The 18,445-nt window shown below is 56.9% G+C and carries 18 protein-coding genes; 5 read left to right on the top strand and 13 right to left on the bottom strand.

Going from position 1 to position 18,445, the window contains the following annotated elements; genetic code table 11:
• The 3 genes from pcaH to pobA are packed head-to-tail and all read right to left on the bottom strand — an operon-like array spanning nucleotide 1 to nucleotide 2,299.
• The gene (gene pcaH, locus ACR0MI_RS22235; protein WP_170617268.1) at nucleotides 1–726 is read right to left on the bottom strand and encodes a protocatechuate 3,4-dioxygenase subunit beta; all 726 of its coding nucleotides are present in this window, start codon (nucleotides 724–726) and stop codon (nucleotides 1–3) included.
• The gene (pcaC, locus tag ACR0MI_RS22230) at nucleotides 723–1,106 is read right to left on the bottom strand and encodes a 4-carboxymuconolactone decarboxylase (protein WP_170617270.1); all 384 of its coding nucleotides are present in this window, start codon (nucleotides 1,104–1,106) and stop codon (nucleotides 723–725) included. Before pcaC ends, pcaH begins: the two co-directional genes overlap by 4 nt.
• A gap of 23 nt (nucleotides 1,107–1,129) precedes the next feature.
• A complete protein-coding gene (gene pobA, locus ACR0MI_RS22225; protein ID WP_170817382.1) occupies nucleotides 1,130–2,299 on the bottom strand; it encodes a 4-hydroxybenzoate 3-monooxygenase in 1,170 nt (389 codons plus the stop codon).
• Nucleotides 2,300–2,392: 93 nt separating this feature from the next.
• Here pobA and pcaQ point away from each other — a divergent pair, with 93 nt between their 5' ends.
• A complete protein-coding gene (gene pcaQ / locus ACR0MI_RS22220; protein WP_170617274.1) occupies nucleotides 2,393–3,310 on the top strand; it encodes a pca operon transcription factor PcaQ in 918 nt (305 codons plus the stop codon).
• 49 nt (nucleotides 3,311–3,359) lie between these two features.
• On the opposite strand, the gene ACR0MI_RS22215 is transcribed toward pcaQ, so the two are convergent.
• Genes ACR0MI_RS22215 through ACR0MI_RS22200 form a run of 4 tightly spaced genes read right to left on the bottom strand, consistent with a single transcriptional unit; the run spans nucleotide 3,360 to nucleotide 6,365 of the window.
• Entirely contained in the window at nucleotides 3,360–3,704 is a 345-nt protein-coding gene (locus ACR0MI_RS22215) for an antibiotic biosynthesis monooxygenase family protein (RefSeq protein ID WP_170617276.1), read from the bottom strand.
• Nucleotides 3,701–4,441 (bottom strand): YggS family pyridoxal phosphate-dependent enzyme, encoded by a 741-nt coding sequence (locus tag ACR0MI_RS22210; protein ID WP_170817383.1) that lies wholly within the window; start codon nucleotides 4,439–4,441, stop codon nucleotides 3,701–3,703. The genes ACR0MI_RS22215 and ACR0MI_RS22210 overlap by 4 nt, the downstream gene beginning before the upstream one ends.
• The gene (locus ACR0MI_RS22205) at nucleotides 4,438–5,622 is read right to left on the bottom strand and encodes an MFS transporter (RefSeq protein ID WP_170617280.1); all 1,185 of its coding nucleotides are present in this window, start codon (nucleotides 5,620–5,622) and stop codon (nucleotides 4,438–4,440) included. Before ACR0MI_RS22205 ends, ACR0MI_RS22210 begins: the two co-directional genes overlap by 4 nt.
• On the bottom strand, nucleotides 5,619–6,365 hold the full coding sequence (locus ACR0MI_RS22200; RefSeq protein ID WP_480855614.1) for a GNAT family N-acetyltransferase: 747 nt from the start codon (nucleotides 6,363–6,365) through the stop codon (nucleotides 5,619–5,621). The genes ACR0MI_RS22205 and ACR0MI_RS22200 overlap by 4 nt, the downstream gene beginning before the upstream one ends.
• Before the next feature lie 94 nt (nucleotides 6,366–6,459).
• On the opposite strand from ACR0MI_RS22200, the gene pdxR reads away from it, so the two are divergent.
• Together pdxR and ACR0MI_RS22190 are read left to right on the top strand one after the other, a co-directional pair.
• Nucleotides 6,460–7,857, top strand: a complete 1,398-nt coding sequence (gene pdxR / locus ACR0MI_RS22195) for a MocR-like pyridoxine biosynthesis transcription factor PdxR (protein ID WP_170617284.1) — start codon at nucleotides 6,460–6,462, stop codon at nucleotides 7,855–7,857.
• A gap of 287 nt (nucleotides 7,858–8,144) precedes the next feature.
• Complete coding sequence (locus ACR0MI_RS22190) at nucleotides 8,145–9,686, top strand: phospholipase D family protein (RefSeq protein WP_170617286.1); 1,542 nt, start codon at nucleotides 8,145–8,147, stop codon at nucleotides 9,684–9,686.
• Nucleotides 9,687–9,980: 294 nt separating this feature from the next.
• Here the strand turns inward: ACR0MI_RS22190 and ACR0MI_RS22185 are convergent, their stop codons facing one another.
• Together ACR0MI_RS22185 and ACR0MI_RS22180 are read right to left on the bottom strand one after the other, a co-directional pair.
• Nucleotides 9,981–10,931, bottom strand: a complete 951-nt coding sequence (locus tag ACR0MI_RS22185) for an aminotransferase class IV (RefSeq protein WP_170617288.1) — start codon at nucleotides 10,929–10,931, stop codon at nucleotides 9,981–9,983.
• A 73-nt stretch (nucleotides 10,932–11,004) separates the two neighbouring features.
• Nucleotides 11,005–11,994, bottom strand: a complete 990-nt coding sequence (locus ACR0MI_RS22180) for a TAXI family TRAP transporter solute-binding subunit (RefSeq protein ID WP_480442265.1) — start codon at nucleotides 11,992–11,994, stop codon at nucleotides 11,005–11,007.
• Nucleotides 11,995–12,316: 322 nt separating this feature from the next.
• Here ACR0MI_RS22180 and ACR0MI_RS22175 point away from each other — a divergent pair, with 322 nt between their 5' ends.
• Nucleotides 12,317–12,997, top strand: coding sequence for a GntR family transcriptional regulator (locus ACR0MI_RS22175; protein WP_170617290.1), 681 nt, complete (start codon nucleotides 12,317–12,319; stop codon nucleotides 12,995–12,997).
• Between the two features lie 226 nt (nucleotides 12,998–13,223).
• Here the strand turns inward: ACR0MI_RS22175 and speB are convergent, their stop codons facing one another.
• The 4 genes from speB to ACR0MI_RS22155 form a co-directional block, all read right to left on the bottom strand.
• Nucleotides 13,224–14,189, bottom strand: a complete 966-nt coding sequence (gene speB, locus ACR0MI_RS22170; RefSeq protein WP_170617292.1) for an agmatinase — start codon at nucleotides 14,187–14,189, stop codon at nucleotides 13,224–13,226.
• A gap of 22 nt (nucleotides 14,190–14,211) precedes the next feature.
• On the bottom strand, nucleotides 14,212–15,492 hold the full coding sequence (locus ACR0MI_RS22165; RefSeq protein ID WP_170619798.1) for a TRAP transporter large permease: 1,281 nt from the start codon (nucleotides 15,490–15,492) through the stop codon (nucleotides 14,212–14,214).
• Complete coding sequence (locus ACR0MI_RS22160) at nucleotides 15,489–16,094, bottom strand: TRAP transporter small permease (protein ID WP_170617296.1); 606 nt, start codon at nucleotides 16,092–16,094, stop codon at nucleotides 15,489–15,491. The genes ACR0MI_RS22165 and ACR0MI_RS22160 overlap by 4 nt, the downstream gene beginning before the upstream one ends.
• 68 nt (nucleotides 16,095–16,162) lie before the next feature.
• Nucleotides 16,163–17,179, bottom strand: coding sequence for a TRAP transporter substrate-binding protein (locus ACR0MI_RS22155; protein ID WP_480536788.1), 1,017 nt, complete (start codon nucleotides 17,177–17,179; stop codon nucleotides 16,163–16,165).
• Between the two features lie 135 nt (nucleotides 17,180–17,314).
• Here ACR0MI_RS22155 and ACR0MI_RS22150 point away from each other — a divergent pair, with 135 nt between their 5' ends.
• A complete protein-coding gene (locus ACR0MI_RS22150) occupies nucleotides 17,315–18,211 on the top strand; it encodes a LysR family transcriptional regulator (RefSeq protein ID WP_480855609.1) in 897 nt (298 codons plus the stop codon).
• Nucleotides 18,212–18,445 lie beyond the last annotated feature (234 nt).

The following is an 18,445-nucleotide window of genomic DNA, read 5'->3' as shown; positions in this document are numbered from 1 at the left end:
TCAATTCCCGTCCGGGCGATTTTCGAAATAGGTCGATCGATGACCGCGCAGCACGATGTCGAACTTGTAGGCGATACTGTCCAGCGGAACCGTCGCGTTCAGATCCAGCGCGGCAACCAGTTGATCAATCGCGTTTTGATCCGGAATCGTGTTCACGATCGGACATTTGGCAATCAGGGGGTCGCCTTCAAAATAAAGCTGCGTGATCAGCCGCTGCGCAAAGGTTGGGCCGAACACCGAAACATGAATATGCGCCGGCCGCCAGCTGTTGACCCAGTTGCGCCACGGATAAGCCCCTGGCTTGATCGTTCTGAAAGTGTAACAGCCATTCTCGTCCGTCAGCGTACGGCCACACCCTCCGAAATTGGGATCAATCGCGGCCAGATAGGTGTCTTTCTTGTGGCGATAGCGGCCCCCTGCATTGGCCTGCCAGATCTCCACCAAGGTATTCGGAACCGGCCGTGCGTTTTCGTCCAGAACCCGGCCATGGAGGATGATACGCTCGCCGATCGGATCGCCTGTCTTGGCGTAATTTCGGATCAGGTCATTATCCAGCGGGTCCAGATCATCATGGCCGAATGTCGGTCCTGTGGCCTCGCTCAGCGAAGGTTCCAGCGACAACAGGGCATTTCTGGGCGAGCGCGACACACTCGTCTTGTAATTCGGGGAAAAGGCAGGCGGGTGCCATTCGCGGTCCCGCTGGTACAGGTCCATCGGCCTGGTCATTTCACCTCACCCTCCATTTCGGCAAATGTCTGTTTTGCCAGCTTCACGGCCTGGTTCGCGCATGCAACGCCTGCGTAAACCGCCGCATGCATGAAAGCTTGCATGATGTCTTCCCTCGAGGCACCTGTATTTCTGCACGCCTTCACATGCATCGGGATCTCCTCGAAGTTCCGCGTGGCCGCCAAAAGGGCAAGCGTGATCATCGAACGTTCGCGCGGTGTGATCGCATCGTTGGCCCAAAGGGTGCCCCACGCCGTTTCAGTTATCATTTCCTGGAACGGCGCATCAAAGGCGGATTTCTGTGCCTCCGCCCGGTCCACATGCACATCACCAAGCACCCGGCGCCGGACTGACATTCCCGTGGTATAGCGATCCGTCATCGTTATCTCCTTGGCTATGCCCATCAATATGGCAAACCGACGTAGTTTTCAGCCATCGCCCTTTGGGCCGCCGTGTTTGTCCGCAGGAAGTCGATCTCGGCCTGCTGCATCTTAAGGTCAAATTCGGACTGATCCGGAAACCGGTGCAGCAGCGATGAAAACCACCAGCTGAAGCGTTCAGCTTTCCAGATGCGGGCCAGCGCATTTTGCGAATAACTGTCGATTCCCCGGGTGCAGCCGTTTTCGTAGAAGTCCCTGAGGGCGTTGTACAAGTAGTGTACGTCCGAAGACGCGGTGTTCAGCCCCTTCGCTCCGGTCGGCGGCACGATATGCGCGGCATCGCCACAAAGAAACAGCCGCCCCCAGCGCATCGGTTCCGTCACGAACGAGCGTAGCGGCGCAATCGATTTCTCGATCGACGGTCCCGTCACCAACGCTTCGGCGAATTCGCACGGGATACGACGCTTGAGCTCGGCCCAGAAAGACGCGTCAGACCAATCTTCGGGTTTGTCGGACAACGAACACTGAAAGTAATAGCGGCTAAGAGACTCGTTGCGCATGGAGCACAGCGCAAAACCACGGCTCGATGAAGAATAAATCAGTTCTTCGTGGACAGGGGGCGTCTCAGATAAAACGCCAAGCCAACCGAATGGATAGACTTTTTCGTATTCGCGGCGCACATCCAAAGGAATGGTCTGGCGACTGACGCCGTGGAACCCGTCGCAGCCAGCCACGAAATCGGTATCCACACGCTGCTCCTTACCGTCGACCGTGAATGTTACAAACGGCGTGTCGGTGTCGGCATCATGGATCGTGACATCTTCCACGTTGAAAACAATCCTGCCGCCTGCGGCTTCGCGGGCAGCGTATAAATCGCGCGTCACTTCCGTCTGGCCATAGATGACGACAGGCGTGTCGGTGTGTTCGCGAAAATCGACGCGAAAGCACTCGTCATCATAAGCAATCAGCGTGCCGTCATGTTCGAAACCTTCGGCATGAAGGCGGTCGGCGACACCGGCCTCTTCCATCAGGCCGACAAATCCCTTTTCCAATACTCCTGCGCGGATGCGACCGAGGACATATTCCTTGGTCTTTCTCTCCAAAACGATGCTGTCTATGCCGTGGACATGCAGAAGCTGCGACAAAAGCAAGCCTGACGGTCCGCCACCGATGACCACGACTTGTGTGCGCATCTGTCCCCTCCTCCAACTTCGACCAGATTGCACTACGGTTTCCGTTATGTAAAATGACGTTATGTCCCATTTAGTTTCCAAAAATGGAAAGTGATGATCGATCGCAGGCTAAAAGTCAGGCACATCGAAGCCTTCGTTGAAATCGTGCGGCGACAAAGCATGAAACTTGCGGCCGAGAACCTGAATCTCAGTCAGCCTGCAATCTCGAAAACCCTGAAAGAACTGGAGGACATCACCGGCACCACCCTTCTGGAGCGCAACAGGGGTGGCATTACACTGACCGTGGCCGGGGACGTGTTCTTGCGACACGCAACAAGTGGAATGACAGCCTTGGACATGGCGATGAACAGCGTCGCCGCGATCCGCAAGGGAGATGCCGGTTCGATTTCCATTGGCGCCCTGCCCAGCGTTGCCGCCCGGTTACTGCCGCATGCGCTCGAGATCTTTTCCCAGCTTTCGCCCGACACCATTCCCCGGGTCGAGGACGGCCCCCATGGATATTTGATCGATCGCTTGCACGCGGGGCAGTTGGAGCTTGTCATCGGTCGGCTGGGAAAACCAACGACGATGAAGGATATCTCGTTCACTCAAATGTATATCGAACGCGTCGCAATCGTTTGTGCGCCCGATCACCCATTGGTCCATGCCCAGAACCTGAGCGAGTTGTCAGACTATCCCGTTATCTATCCGCCGGATGACTCGGCGATCCGACCGCTGGTCGACCGGATGATGATCGCCAACGGTCTGAGCAGTTTTCCAAGAATGATCGAATCCGTCTCCGCAGCGTTCGGGCGGCAGGTTGCGCTTGCCGGCGGTGCCGTATGGATCATTTCAACGGGCGTGGTCGCCGCAGACATCCAAAGCGGACGGCTAAAGGCGCTACCGATCGATACAAGTCTGACTGCGGGGCCAATTGGCATAATGGCCCGGGCGGACAGTGAAATGTCCCCATTGGCAAGTCTGTTCCGGCAAGCATCTGTTCGCGCTGTGAGCAATCTGAACCTTGCTTAGTCATCAGGCAATTCCAGATGCGGATCGACGGCAGCGAGGCACCCAACCTTCAACTGTGCGTTTCCCGGCTGTCCTTCGGGGCCTGTTCCCGGTCGTTCATTCCGTAGTCCCGGATCACACCGGCAACGCGCAGGCGATAACCTTCGAAAATTCCGTCTCGGCCCATGGCCTGTCCGGCCCGGTGACGCGGCAGATTGCGCCAAGCTTCAACAGCCTTCTCATCCCTAAAGAATGAAAGCGACAGCAGTTTTCCGGGATTGGTCAGGCTTTGAAAGCGTTCGACGGATATGAACCCATCCACCTGCTCCAGCAGCGGCTTCAGGTCTGCGGCAACGTCCAGATAGTCCTGTTTTCGCCCGTCGGCGATTTCAACCTCGAAGATGACTGCAATCATGCCAGATACTCCCATTCTTTTTCGGGCCAAAAGGTTCCCGGCGGCAGGTTTCGTTTTCCGAAAACGTCAGTCCCGATGCGAAGCATGGTTGATCCTTCCTGAATAGCAATCTCAAGATCCGTGCTCATGCCCATCGACAGGTGGCGCAGGTCCACGTCGTCTATATCTTCGGATGTGATCTTGTCCCGCAACAGGCGCAAGTCGCGCAGACTATCGCGGGACAGAACCGGGTGCGGGGCCAGCAAACCAACCGTCATCAAGCCCCGCACCCGCAGGTTGGGCAGTGCAGCCACGGCACGGGCGAATGATATGGCGTCGGCTGGATCCATGCCGAACTTGCTGGCCTCGCCCGATGTGTTGAATTGCAGGAAAACATCTAACTCCCGTTCTCGAACCTCGCACAGGCGATTCAGCTTTTCGGCGATCGACAGCCGGTCGACGGATTGCACGCAAGTGACATGTTCCAATGCCTTACCCGCCTTGTTCGATTGCAGGTGCCCTATCAGATGCCGTTGTATCCTGTGCCCGGCCAGAGCCGGTGATTTCTCGACAAGTTCCTGCACGCGGTTCTCGCCGGTCAGGAAGGGGCCGTGCGCCATGGCTTCCAGGATCCGTGCTGCCGGTTGCGTCTTGGTCGCCAGCAGCAGCGTCACCTCCGCCGAGTTTCGGTTGCAGGCGATACAAGCGCAGGTGATCCGGGCTTGCACCGCCGCAAGGTTCTCGGCAATCCGGGTCATGTGCTGACCGGAACAGCCTTGCGTTGCTGCGCGCCGCGTAATGCCGCCATGGTTGCCTCGATCCCGGCCAGGGCGGCCACCAGGATCAGAAGTGCTAAGTTGCCCAATTCGACGATCATCCATCCCGCCACCAGCGGGAAGCCGAAGATGCCAATGAAGTAAGAAAGAGCGAAGAACTGAAGTGTCTGGGGCAAAAGGTCCTGGTCGGCATCATTGGCTGCCATCGCTGCCAGGATCGGATAGCTTACCCCGTAACCGATGCCGAACAGGAAGGCGACGACCAGATACATCTGGACATTGCCGCCGATCCCCATGAACAGCACAACGGACCCGAACATCACGTATTGCAGGGCGGCGATCGTCATGTAGGGATTGCGCCCGCCTTTGAACCGCGCCAGCACCACCCGGAACAGCACGACAGTGACCGTGTAGATCAGGAAATAATCGGCGTAATCCAGTCCACGCTCATCCGCAAAGACGGTCTGAAAGTTGTTCATCCCGGCAAAGACCGACGCGCCAAGGCAGACCATGATCACCGGCAGTCGCGCACGCGAGCGCATGATAGCGGCGACGCCGGCCAGCGAGAGGGAGGAGCGCAGCTCGGGGCCGGAGCCCTCGGAATGAGCGCGAACAGGCTTGATGAGGGCAAAGAAGATAGCGCCGGCCAGTGCGCACAGTGCGGCCGTGACAAAGAATGCGGTGTTCACCGTCATGCCGGCTTTTTCCATCATCGACGCCATGACCGGCGACAGGCCGAACCCGGCCATCAAGGCGACCGACAGAATGGCAAAATAACGAACCCGTTCAGCGGTCGTGACCAAGCGGGTCAGAACGATGGGCGACAGCGCGTAGGTCAGTCCCCAGCCAAAGCCGATCGCGATGCTGGCAAAGATCAGAAGCGCCCCGACACCTTCGGCGAGGCCATAGGCGGTCAGCGCGGCCGCGATGGACAAACAGGCCACACCAAGCGTGCGCAGGCGCCCGAACCTGTCTGACAGATGACCGGCATAATAGACAGTGATCAGCGTGGCGATGGTGGTGACGAACAACGTTACGCCCACCACTTTCTCATTGGCCCCAAAGGTTTCGAACAGGCGCGGCAACATGAACGTGAGGCCATAGGCACCCGCCTGAAGGAAACTGGCGGTGTAAAACAGGGCGAACATGGTCAGTCGGTTCATGCGACGTCCTCCGTTTTGTAGAATTTGGAGCGTTCCAGCGCGATCAGGTCCGAGAGCTTCTGGTGCTGTCGGCCACCTTCATCGAAGTTTTCCGGTGCAAGCCACGTCTGGAAAGCACGCTGGACGGGTTCCCATTCCCGATCCAAAAGCGCATACCAAGCGGTGTCACGGTTGCGGCCCTTGTAAGTGGCTGCCTGTTGGAACACGCCTTCGAACCGAAAACCGAAACGCTCTGCCGCTGCCCGAGAGGGTGTGTTCAACTCGTCGCATTTCCATTCCAGGCGGCGATAGCCCAGTTCGGTCATGGCGCGCTGCATCATCAGGTATATCGCCTCGGTCGCAACCCTTGTGCGTTGCAAGCCGGGTGCGAAAGTGATGCCGCCGATCTCGATCACGCCATGTTCGGGCTGGATGCGCATAAAGCTGGCAATCCCCGACGCCTTGCCGGTTTCCTGATCGATCACAGCAAAATAGGGTTGCGCGTCAACGCCGCTGGCGCCTTCGGTCCAGGCCCTGAGACTCGAAGCCGTGTTGAACGGTCCAATGAAGTTGTAGGTCCAGATTTTTCCCGAACGATCCTGGCTGAACGCCTCGAACAGTTCTTTTGTGTGCGTCAACGGATCCAGAGAGATCAAGCGCGCATAGCGCCCGGCCATTCCCTTGTGTCCGGGGTGCTCGGCGCCTGCCCAGTTGGGCAAGGCCATGCCGATCAGCTGGCCGTGTTCATTTCTACGCACTGTCATGGCGGCGTCCTCAAGGTGTTTTTGGTCGGGAATCGATTGTCATGATTTTGGATGTTCATTAATGTCCAAAATGGACAAAAATGAGCATACCAATATGAAGCAAACACCCTGGCTTGCCTTTTCCATCGACCGGTCCGCGAAGACACCGGTCTTCGAGCAGATCTGTGCCGCTATCCGAGACCGCGCCATTTCCGGCGATCTGGCCGAGGGTTCGAAACTGCCGCCAACCCGCGTGTTTGCCACCGAACTTGGTGTGTCGCGTTCGACCATCGTGACAGCCTATGAACAACTGGTTGCCGAAGGCTACCTGAACAGCCTGCAAGGGTCGGGCTACACTATTTGTGCCTTGGGTGAAGTTGAATTGACCAAGTCAGGCAATCGCACAGGGACCCGATCCGCCGATAAACAAATCAAAACCCCGATCCCTTTCGAGGCCAGCTATCCGGACATGCGATTGTTCCCGCACCGGCAGTGGGCCAAGGCGGTTGCCCGCGTCTGCCGAACAAATCCCGAGGCCATGCTGGTCGGGAGTTCCGGTTTTGGAAATAGCGATCTGCGCGAAGCCATCGCCGCACATGTATCAGAGTGGCGTGGGATCGATGCCTCGCCGCATCAGATCATCGTGACCGCCGGCTCAATCGATGCAATCGAGATTTGTTTGCGCAGTCTGGTTGGCAAAGGCGAGATCGTCGGCCTGGAAAACCCGGGCTATCTGCCCGTTCGCCAGCTTGCCGACGCCCAGGGGCTTGCGCCGACCTATCTGGACGTGGATGAAAGCGGCGCCCGTTTGCCCGAACAGGGCACCGTGCCAAAGCTTGCCGTTTTGACGCCGTCACATCAATACCCGCTTGGTGGGGCCATGTCGCCAAGCCGTCGGCTGGACTTCCTGGCATGGGCGCAAAGAAATGACGCGTGGGTTCTCGAAGACGACTACGACAGCGAATTCCGGTATGCGGGCCGTCCGATCCCTGCCATGGCGGGATTTGATAGTCTGAACCGAGCAATCTATGTCGGCAGTTTCTCCAAGGTATTCTCTAATTCATTGCGGTTGGGATATGTCATCGTCCCCGAGGTCCTGATCGACCGTTTCCGAACAACGTTGAGGCGCTTCGGGCTGAAAGCGAGCTATATGCCCCAACAGGCGCTGGCCGAGTTCATGAAGTCAGGGGAATTTTACCGACACTTGCGCCGGGTGCGTCGGATATACGATGATCGGCGGAAATATCTTCTGGAACGGCTCAGGCACGATTTCTCGGATTATGGGCACTTCATCAACCACCAGGCGGGTATGCAGGTAGTGTTGCACCTCAACGATGGCTTCGAAGATACCGAGATTTCCATGCGCGCATCAGAGATGGGCGTCACAGCGCAGCCGCTATCACGGTTCTCAGTCAAAGGTTCGGCCCACAATGGCCTGATCCTTGGCTTTTGCGGATATTCCGAGGAAGAAATGGATTCGGCATTGGCCGCGTTAAAAACCTGTTTCATGTAGCGCAAAGCCCGCCAGTGACCGTCCGTTCGCTCTGCAAAGCGTCAAGCCCAATCCCAGCCGAAATTCGAGTGAACGATCCTGTTGTTCGATGCGCTGATCCTCACTTTGCCTGAGATCCGCACCCTACCTCAGAGTCCGGAACTTAGCGCGATGGTCTGATTCCGCCCAAAGGCAATCACAGCATGTCGCTAGACCACTTGCTTCGATCTATTCTCTTGAAAATCCAAGTTCCAATAGGTCAATCTCGGCAACAAGGCCAATCCGGCGCACACAACAAGGGACCCTGAATGCGGCTGATCAGGATTTGTTTGATTGCAGTGGCGGTGATCGCAATCGCCGTAGTCGGGTTAAGACTGGCGTTTCCGCTTCCTGAAGAGAACTTCTCAGAGCGAACGCTGAAGCAAGATGCGGACTGGACCGGACCCTTGGGGGAGACGATCAAAAACGCTCTCGAACGGAATCCCGGGCGGGACGGAATTCGGCCTTTGGGCAATGGGCGCGTGGCTTTCGCGGCCCGGGCCATCCTCGCGAGAGAGGCGGTTTCCTCAATCGATGCTCAGTACTACATCTGGCAAGATGACGTCACGGGCCTGATGCTGCTGGATGAGCTTAGGTCGGCGGCCGAGCGCGGCGTGCGGGTCAGATTGCTGGTCGACGATAACGGCATATCCGGAATGGACAGTTATCTTGCCGAACTCGATGCCCTACCGACCGCAAATGTGCGTATTTTCAATCCGTTCACGCTGAGAAACCCAAAACTCCTGTCATATGCTTTTGACTTCGGCCGCCTGAATCGACGCATGCACAACAAATCAATGACAGTGGACGGTGTGGCAACGATTGTCGGGGGCCGCAATGTCGGCGACATATACTTCGATTACGGCGCTGGAACCCACTACCTGGACGTGGACGCGATAGCCATTGGTCCGATCGTGGACGAGGTTTCGCAATCCTTCGACTCATACTGGAACAGCGGTTCATCCTACGACGCCGACCTCTTTCTTGGGCCTCCGGCGGAACAAAGCCTTCAATCCACGGCCGACGCTGCGCGACAGACTGCCGTTGGCGCGGGCTATCAAAAGGCAATCCAGGAAAATGCGCTGACCGACCAAATAGCCGCACATGATCTGAAGTTCGAATGGAGCGAAATCACCCTTTTTGCTGACGACCCGGCAAAAGGCCTTGGCGAAGTCAAAGGCGAAGACCTGATCGTGGAACGGCTGATCGAATTCGCGCAAGGCTCTGAAACCTCACTGGACCTTGTGTCGGCGTATTTTATTCCCGGCGAAAGAGGCGCTGACATTCTGGAAGGGTTGGCGAAGTCCGGCGTTAAGGTCCGCGTTCTGACCAACTCGCTGGACGCCACGGACGTCATGCCGGTTCATGCGGCCTATATGCGATACAGGGATGGCCTGCTGAACAGCGGTGTCGAGTTGCTGGAACTTCGGGCGTTACGGCAGGAACATCGCGACCGAAGCCTGCCCGAGATACTGGCCGGTTCAGCATCGGGATTACACGCGAAGGTCTTTGGGTCGGATGGAAAGCGGGTCTTTATCGGTTCCTATAACCTTGACCCTAGATCTGCGCGTCTCAATACCGAAATGGGATTGCTGGTCGAAAGCCCCGCGATTGCAGCGTCGCTTGCCGATCAACTGAACAGGCCCGAATTCGCGTACCGTGTTGAACTGGCCGACAACGGTGAGGTGATCTGGCTGCAAGAAGAAAAAGACGGGACAGTCACTGTTCACACGACGGAACCGGAAACCAGCAGCTTCCAGCGCGCGATGACGGCGGTCGTAAGGTGGCTGCCGGTCGAGTGGATGCTCTAGTTACCCTACTTTGAACAGTCAGGTGTTTACGAGCCGTCGTTGCTTGCGATAACCGGACTGAGGGTTCTGATCCCATAGGCATGTTCGACGCTGCTCTGGTCAAAGATGCGGATAACGCCAAGTTGCTGTTGGAAGAACATGCCTCTCTCACTCTGGAGGCCATGTGGGCGGACAATGTCCGCTGTGATTTTGCAGGTTCCCCTTCCTCAACATCACTCATTTTGGAAGACGGCGCGCACATAGCAGACCGAAAAAAAGCAACAGTTTGGCCAGGTCGCGCTCAATGCTCTCCGCTTAGTAGGGGCAACCGCCTTGATGGTGGACATTTCGCTGCACAAGCTCCTTGTAAAGCTCTCGGATGCGATGTGTTATTGGACCGGCACCTTCATGTTCACCGATCTTTTTCCCGTCAATTGACGCGACGGGTGTCTGGGCGCCGAAAGTACCTGTCAGGAATGCCTCGTCGGCACCATAGGCTTCGTAGAGCGAGTAGTTCTTTTCGAACACAGGGATGTCGTTAGCATGGCACAGGTCGATGACCTTTTGGCGCGTCACCCCATTCATGCAGTAGTCTCCGTTGGATGTCCAAACCTCGCCACGGCGCACAATGAAAAAGTTGCATGCATTCGTGGTGTTCACAAAGCCATGAGGGTCCAGCATCAGGGCTTCGTCGGCACCCGCCTGCTCGGCCTGCAAACATGCGATAACGCAGTTCAGTTTCGAGTGGCTGTTATACTTGGCGTCCTGGCTCATCGGCAGGCCACGCACCTGAGGCACGGTGGCCAGCCGGATGCCCTGGCTCATCAGGCTGTCCACCGGCTTCGAGTGCTCGACGATCGCAACTACCGTTGGCCCGGAACGTGACAACCCCGGATGCTGAAACGGCTTGTCCTTTGGACCACGAGTCACCATGAACCGGCAATGCGCGTCCGTTGTCATACCGTTGGCCTTGGCGGTGTCGTTCAGCGCCTGCAGGACCTCGGCCTTGGTCATGCCAACATCAATCGAGACGGCCTTGCAGCTGTTAAAAAACCGATCCATGTGTTCGTCAAAAAACGCCCATACACCGTCATAAAGCCGTAGCCCCTCCCACATTCCATCACCCAGCATGAAGCCGGAATCGTAGACGGACACCATGGCTTCGCTGCGCGGTACGATCCTGCCGTTGAGAAAGATCTTGATGTCCCGATTGCGCAGGTCTTCCTGCGCGTCATGGGTGGAATGGCTCAGGGATTGCTCGCTCATATCTTCGCTCGTAGCTGGACGCTGGGTTTAGGTGGTGCAGAGGCGGCGATGGCCGCCGCCCCGGTAAAGGTGGTTAGTTTAACAACCCGACTTCGCGGAAATAGCGCTCTGCACCGGGGTGCATCGGAGCGGACAGTCCGTTTACGACCATCTCCTCTTTCTTGAGGTTGGCAAAGGCCGGGTGAAACGACTTGAAGGCATCAAAGTTGTCAAAGACCGCCTTGACCATCACGTATACGGTTTCTTCCGGCACGTCCGAGGATGTCACGAAGGTGGACGGAAGACCGAAGGACGGAACGTCTCCATCTACGCCGCGGTACAGACCACCCGGAATTGTGACGTTACCGTAATAGGGTTTGCTCTCGACCAGAGCCTGCACGGCTTCGCCTTCAACCGGAATGATGTTGATGTCGCAGGTTGTAGCGGCTTCCAGAACGTTGGCCACCGGGTTCCCAGCGACCATCAGAAACGCCTCGATAGTATTGTCGCACAGCGCTGCGGATTGTTCTGCGGACTTCAATTCGGTCACCAGCCCGAAGTGATCCATGTCCCAACCCAACGCGTCTACCAGAACCTCTGCCGTCCCTCGCGTACCAGAGCCGGGATTGCCCAAGTTGATGGTCCGACCGCCAAGATCGTCCAGCGACTCGATTCCCGTATCCTTGCGCGCGGCGATGATGACCGTATCCGGATGCAGCGAAAACAGGCTGCGAAGCTCCGAATCCGGACCGTCCTCTTCGAATAAGCTGGTTCCGTTCAGGGCGTGGAACTGCCAGTCCGATTGCACAATGCCCATCTCCAGTTCACCTTCACGCATCGTGCGCAGATTGTAGACCGAACCGCCGGTGCTCTCGACCGAACAGCGAATGCCGTGCTCTTTCCGTCCCTGATTGACCAGTCGGCAGATGCCGCCGCCAACGGCGTAATAGATGCCGGTAACACCGCCCGTGCCGATGGTCAGGAACTCTTCGGCTTTTGCCGGAGCGCCCGACAGCAGCGCAGCGGCGCCAATCACCGCGAGCCCCGAGTGCATTTTCCGTTTAAGAACGCCGGTCGACAACATGAATTTCTCCCTTTTCACCTGTTGCGTCATTCCGGTTCCGGACCGGATGAACTGTTCCTGCCGATGGGGTGGGCAATCGCAGCCAGGTTTCGCGCTTTTCGAATCCCCACCTGGCATGACACTACAGCAGGATTTTTATATTGTCGACAATTTGTATTATTGTCGACAATATTGCATATTCGAACTAACTCAAGTTTCCAAACACCGCAGCCAGCCATCGAACCGGAATAGAAAGTTCAGCTTCGGTCATTTTTCTGGCTATCCTGGCTTAAAGAAGTAATCTCGCCTTCCACCCATCGGGTGTTCCACCAACGGGATCGAAATGACACGGCAAGCATCCTCACCAGAGAAATCCGGCGATACGCTGAAAGACAGAACATTGGAGCGTCTCCAGAAACTGATCCTGACCGGCAATCTGAATCCGGGTGCAAAGCTGCTTGAAACACAAGTTGCCGCCCAATTGGACGTAAGCCGCGCAACGCTTCGCGAGGCCATGGTTCAATTGAGCGAGATCGGGCTTCTGGTCTATCTGCCTTTCCGCGGAACGTTCCTGCGTACATTGGATCCGGTTGATCTGGATGAAATCTATTCGTTTCGCACCGGGCTCGAGAAGATGGCCTTCCGGTTCTGCTGGGACAAGCGCGATCTGATCAGCCTCGCCGACCTGCAGATGCGAAACAACAAGCTATGCGATTGCATCTCGAACAATGATCCATACGGTGCGATCATGGCCGAAATGCATCTTCATTCTTGGTGCTACGAGCTGTCGGGGCATACCCTGCTGTTGCAAAGCTGGGAACGTCTGAAACCCAACCTGCAGTTCTACTTTGCCATGCATCAAAAGGCGCATGGGCGTGGCGGCCCGCTCCATGAGTCCCACGACAAGTATATTCAGCTAGCCTACGGGGACAGCTTGGATGACATGCTGGATCACCTTGAAGACCACATGCAACAAGGCCTGGAAAATACGATGAAGTTTCTTGATGAACGAAACGTTTCGTAAGTCAGGCCATAGCTTTCCCGGGGATTGAACAAACACTGCACGCCCTTAGAGTCGCACATCTTGAGATTCGCGCCACTTCCCGAACCGATCGTCCGAGGATGCAAAGGGGCCTTGGTTCAAGCCTCGCAACCGTCAATGCATCATGGGAACAGTCCAAACCGGCACGCGACGTTTGTTGTCAGCGCGCCGGCATCTCACGGCATCAGAAAACGCCATGGGAGGGAGCTTATTTCCTGTTGTGGAAAATGAACCCGATAAAGTTCAGCAACAATTGGGCCGCCAGGATTTGTGTGCTTTCCGAGGGGTCATAAGCAGGCGCGACCTCGACCAGATCGATGCCGACCACGTCGCCGCGTTTGCTGAGGCCCTGCAGGATTTCCAGCACGTCATAATACTGAAACCCGCCATGGCTGGGTGTTCCTGTACCCGGCGCAATCGACGGGCAGAAAGCGTCGATATCGATCGTGACATAGTACCGGCTGCCTTCCGGGATGCGATCCAGAACGCCTTCGACGCCCAGCTTGCGAACCTGCCGCACCGACAGGATGTCCGATCCGCGCGCCCGCGCATCGTCATAACCTTCTTTCGCGGTCGAGGACACGTTACGGATGCCCAGTTGGGTCATGCCCGAGACATAGTCCTTTTCGATGGCGCGGCGCATCGGGTTGCCATGGCCAACGGTGACACCGTGCCGTTCATCGACGAAATCCAGATGCGCATCGATCTGGATCACGTGGATCGGTCCGTTTTTGGCGCAGTCGTCCTTATATGCATTGATGCAGGGAATATTGACCGAATGGTCGCCGCCGATGGTGACAGGGATCGCGCCGGCATCGAGGATTTTCCTGACGCCGTATTCGATGTTGGCGTGGCTCTCCTCGGTCTTGGTGTGGATGATGTCGGCGTCCCCCAGATCGACGATGCGAACGTCGCTGCCCAGATAGGTGGCGTCATCCTCGTGATCATAAGCTCCCGCGTGACCAAAGCTGAACAGGGTCGATGCCTCGCGCACCGAGCGTGGCCCGAACCGTGCGCCCGAGCGGAACTGACAGCCGAAATCGAATGGCGCGCCAAGGATCGCCACATCCGCGTCGATTTCGTCCCAGTTCTCGACATAAGGCTTCTTGCCAAAGGTCGAGATGCCGACAAAAGGCAGATTCAGACGACCAGCTTCATAACCATGTCCCGACATGATTTTCTCCGTTTCTTATGGTTTAGCGATAGGCCAGTTCCGGCAGGAACAGGGCGATTTGAGGGAAGGTTATCAGCAAGCCCGTCACGATCAAAAGGATGATCAGGAACGGGGGTACTCCGCGTACCACCTCAACAAAGGGGCGGCGGAAGACCGCGATGGCAGTGAACAGGTTGCAGCCGAAGGGTGGCGTGGCCGCGCCGATGGCAACCTGAAGCGTGATCAGAACACCGACCAATACCGGGTCGAGGCCGCTGGATTTGATCATCGGCGCAAAGATCGGAACCAGAATCAGGATCACCACGATCGAGTCCACGAACATGCAGCCGACGAAGAAGGCCACGTTGATTGCCAGCAACACCATTAGCGGGCTGGCGTTTTCCAGACCCAGTGCGGCGATGATGGTCTGCGGCACTTGGGCAAAACTCAGCGTCCAGCTGAATGCCGCGCCTGCCGCAATCAGGATGAAAACGACCGAAGTGATGGCACCGGTGGACAACGCGATATCGAACAGATCACCGACCTTGATCGAGCGGAAGATCACGACCTCCAGCACGACCGCATAGAGCACACAGATCGCCGCCGCCTCGGTCGGAGAGAAGACACCGCCATAAATACCGCCCACGATGATCGCTGGAAAACCCATCGGCCATAGCGCTTTACGCAGGGCGGTAAAACGCTGTGCCCAGCCCTCGCGCGGCAGCACGGGGATGTCACGGCGATAGGCGTAGACCATGCAATAGGCCGAGAACAGCGCCACGATCAGCAGACCCGGCAGGATACCCGCGATGAACAGTTGCGAGATCGAAGTGCCCGACACGACGCCATAGATGATCATGCCGATCGACGGCGGGATCAGATAGGCGAGGTCGGCGGCGTTCACGATCAGACCGATCGAGAAACTGTCGCTGTAGCCCGATTTAAGCATCCGGGGGCGCATCGCGCCGCCGATGGCCACAACCGTCGCCTGGGTCGAACCGCAAACCGCGCCGAACAAGGCGCAGGCCGAGGTGACAGAGATCGCCAATCCGCCCTTGATATGGCCCATGAAGCTCATGACAAGGTCGATCAGCCGGTTGGCAGAGTGACCACGTGTGATGATGTCAGCGGCCAGAATGAACATCGGCACCGCGATCAGCGCAGCCGGTTTCACACCCCCGATCATCTGTTGGATCAGGATCTGCATGTTCATGTCTGGGAAGTAGACAAGGAACCCCAGCACCGCCGCCGAGATCAGCGGCATTTTCATCGGGAAGCCTGCCAGCAGCAGGACGATCATGACGACCAGCATCAACTCGGTCATTTGCCTGCCTCCTTGGAATCTTCGAATTTCTTGATGGCCGCCGCAGTCTCGGGATCTTCGTAGCTGTCGACCTCTAGGTACGAGACGTAGACCTCTTCCTCGGCGAAATTCAGGTTGCGGATCGCGGTCAGCAGGTATTGGAACGAGGCCAGCGCAAGTCCGATCACCACCCAGACGTAAGTTAGGTACAGCGGCAGCTGCAGCGCCGGAGTTATCCGCCCGCGCGAGGCGGCTTTCTGAACATATTCAAGCGCGTACCAGGCCAAAACCGCCATGACGGCTGCGGTGGTGGCGGCAATCACCACCATCAGAGCCTTGCGCAGTTTGATCGGCAATGCGTCATAGATCGCCGACATGCGGATATGGATGCCTTTGCGGGTGGCATAACCCAGTCCCATGAAGGTGACGATGACGATCAGGAACTCGTTCAGTTCTTCAGAGAAATAGATGGACTGGTTGAACACATAGCGACCAAAAACATTGGCAATTGTGTTCACGGCCATCAGGATGATCCCCCAGCCCAGGATGCAGACTTCGATCCGTCCGATGACGGTGTCGATCTTTCCCAGAAAGCCGAAGGGAGTGGCAGTGCCGCTTTGCATGATGTCCTCCCTTTGAATGCCCTCACGCGCGGGGGGCGTGAGGAAGTTTTGTGTGAGTGGTGGGGAGATCAGTTACCCGCAAGCTCCGCCTGCAGTGCGTCAAGCAATTCCTGACCGCGGGAACCGACGGTATCGACATAGGCCGCCGAAGTGTCGGTGCTGCGTGCACGGAACACGTCACGCTCTTCTTCGGTCAGAACAACCAGACCGATGTCGGGCTTGGCTTCCTTGATGATGTCCAGACGCTGCTGGTTAAAGTCGGCAACGACACCGTCGATGAAACCGGTCATGTCCGCCATGGTGTCACGCACCAGTTGCTGACGGTCAGGACTGAGGGTTTCAAACCAATCCGAGCCGGCCACGACAGTGGTGACAAGCTCCTGCTCGCCAGCCCAGATCAGGTGGCTGGTGATTTCATAGAACTTCATCTCTTCGATGGTCGGGATCGGGTTGACCTGACCATCAACAGCACCCAGTTGCAGCGCCCCGAACACTTCGCCAAACGGCAGCGGTGTCGGGCTTGCACCCATGTTCTTGTAGGTTTCCAACAGGATCGGCGACACCATCACGCGCATCTTGAAGTTGTCGAAATCTTCAGGCGTGCGGATCTCGCGGTTGGTGGTCCAGACCTGCGGGCCTTCGGAATACATCGTCAGAACTTCCAGACCGCGCTGGCGAAAATCATCATTCATCGGGCCGTATATGGTTTCCGAACTGCTCAGGATGTTCGAGATTGCAGCCGGGTCGGACGGCAGCAGGTAGGGCAGCAGGAACACCTGGCTTTCCGGCACAACAGTGCCCAGGTTGCCGATCGAGACATTGGTGAACTGGATGATGCCATCGGCGGCCTGCTCGACTGTTTCTGTCGGCGTGCCCAGCGCGCCCATCGGATAGACGGTCACGGTCACGTCACCATTCGTCGCGGTTTCGATGCGGGATTTGAACTCCTGCGCATAGGCGTCCATGATCGAGCCCGGAATTTCCTCGATGGCGAATTTCCAGTCTTCCGCCAGCACACCAATGGGCGCCAGCCCGAGCAGCGCGGCGGTCGCAGTTGTTCTTAGGGTACTCAGAGTAAAAGCCACGCGAATATCCTCCCGTTTCGCTTAGTCAGTTGCTTCTGAGGGAGATCACATCACGGTTCCTTTCATTAAAAAATATCATACTGTAAATGTTGACATAAGGATTCTTCATGTAATGACCTCAGTGAGGGCTGATCGTTGAAACTGCTGAGAAATACACTTCTGGAGACTTTTGTTGCCGTGGTCGATTCCGGTGGATTCACCGATGCGCAATATGCGCTGGGTATCACCCAATCAGCCATCAGCATCCGAATCCGCGACCTGGAAGCTGCGCTTGGTTACCGGGTCTGCGAACGGGGGCGCGGCGGTTTCTGGCTGACGGAACGCGGCGAGATTGCGTACAAAAAGGCCAAAGACATATTGCGGAGCGCGCGTGATTTTGATGCCGAACTGCTGGGGCTTCGAAACACGATAGCCGGCGATTTGAGGATCGGCGTCGTGGACGCTGTCAACTCGTTGGCCGAGCTGAACCTGGCAGAAGCCCTCAAGCGATTTCTGGATCGGCCAAACGAGGTGCAGCTGGAAGTCGTCGTTGCCTCACCAACAGAATTGACGCAACGGTTGCTGACCGGGGAACTGCATGTGGCAATTGCGCCCTTTCGCAATCAGGTTGCCGAACTGACCTATAATGAACTGTGTCAGGAAGAACATCGGCTCTACTGCGGACGCGACCATCCGTTGTTCGGTCTGCCCGACAACAAAATCGATTTCGACGTCATCTCGCAACATCAGATTTGCCAGCGGTCCTACGGAATGCTGGTATCGCCAGAACTGCAATCCCAGGAATCCAAAGCGGTCGTGGCGAATATGGAGGCGATGGCGACATTGATTGAAACCGGCCATTTTCTGGGGCCGCTGCCTGTTCACTTTGTGGAAGGCCTTGGGCAAAACGGCCGTCTGAGAGAACTTGCGCCTGAAAGACTGCACTGGACCTCGACATTCTACCTCGCAACGCGATCTTCCAGCCTGCACAGACAGGCAGTTGAACTTTTTGTGGCGGACGTGCTCCGGTCATGCGAGGCGGTTGAAACCTAAATGCACTGGCCGTGTAGCTAGTATTTGGGCTCACCTGCCCCAATAAATGCCGGCACCTGCCGGCTCCAGGACAACGCCTGAGACGTTGAATTTTCAGGCCGGTTGCACCCGGCACATCCGGGCTACATTGCGAAATTCGCCTGAATGAACTAGTGACGCGCCATCTGTAGACATGGTGGATAGCTTAATGAAGATTCTGATCACGGGGGGCGCGGGTTTTATCGGGTCGCGGCT

This window comes from Ruegeria sp. D4 (assembly GCF_056534475.1).
Note: the sequence above shows the minus strand (reverse complement) of the source record. Positions and strands in the feature narration are given on the sequence as shown.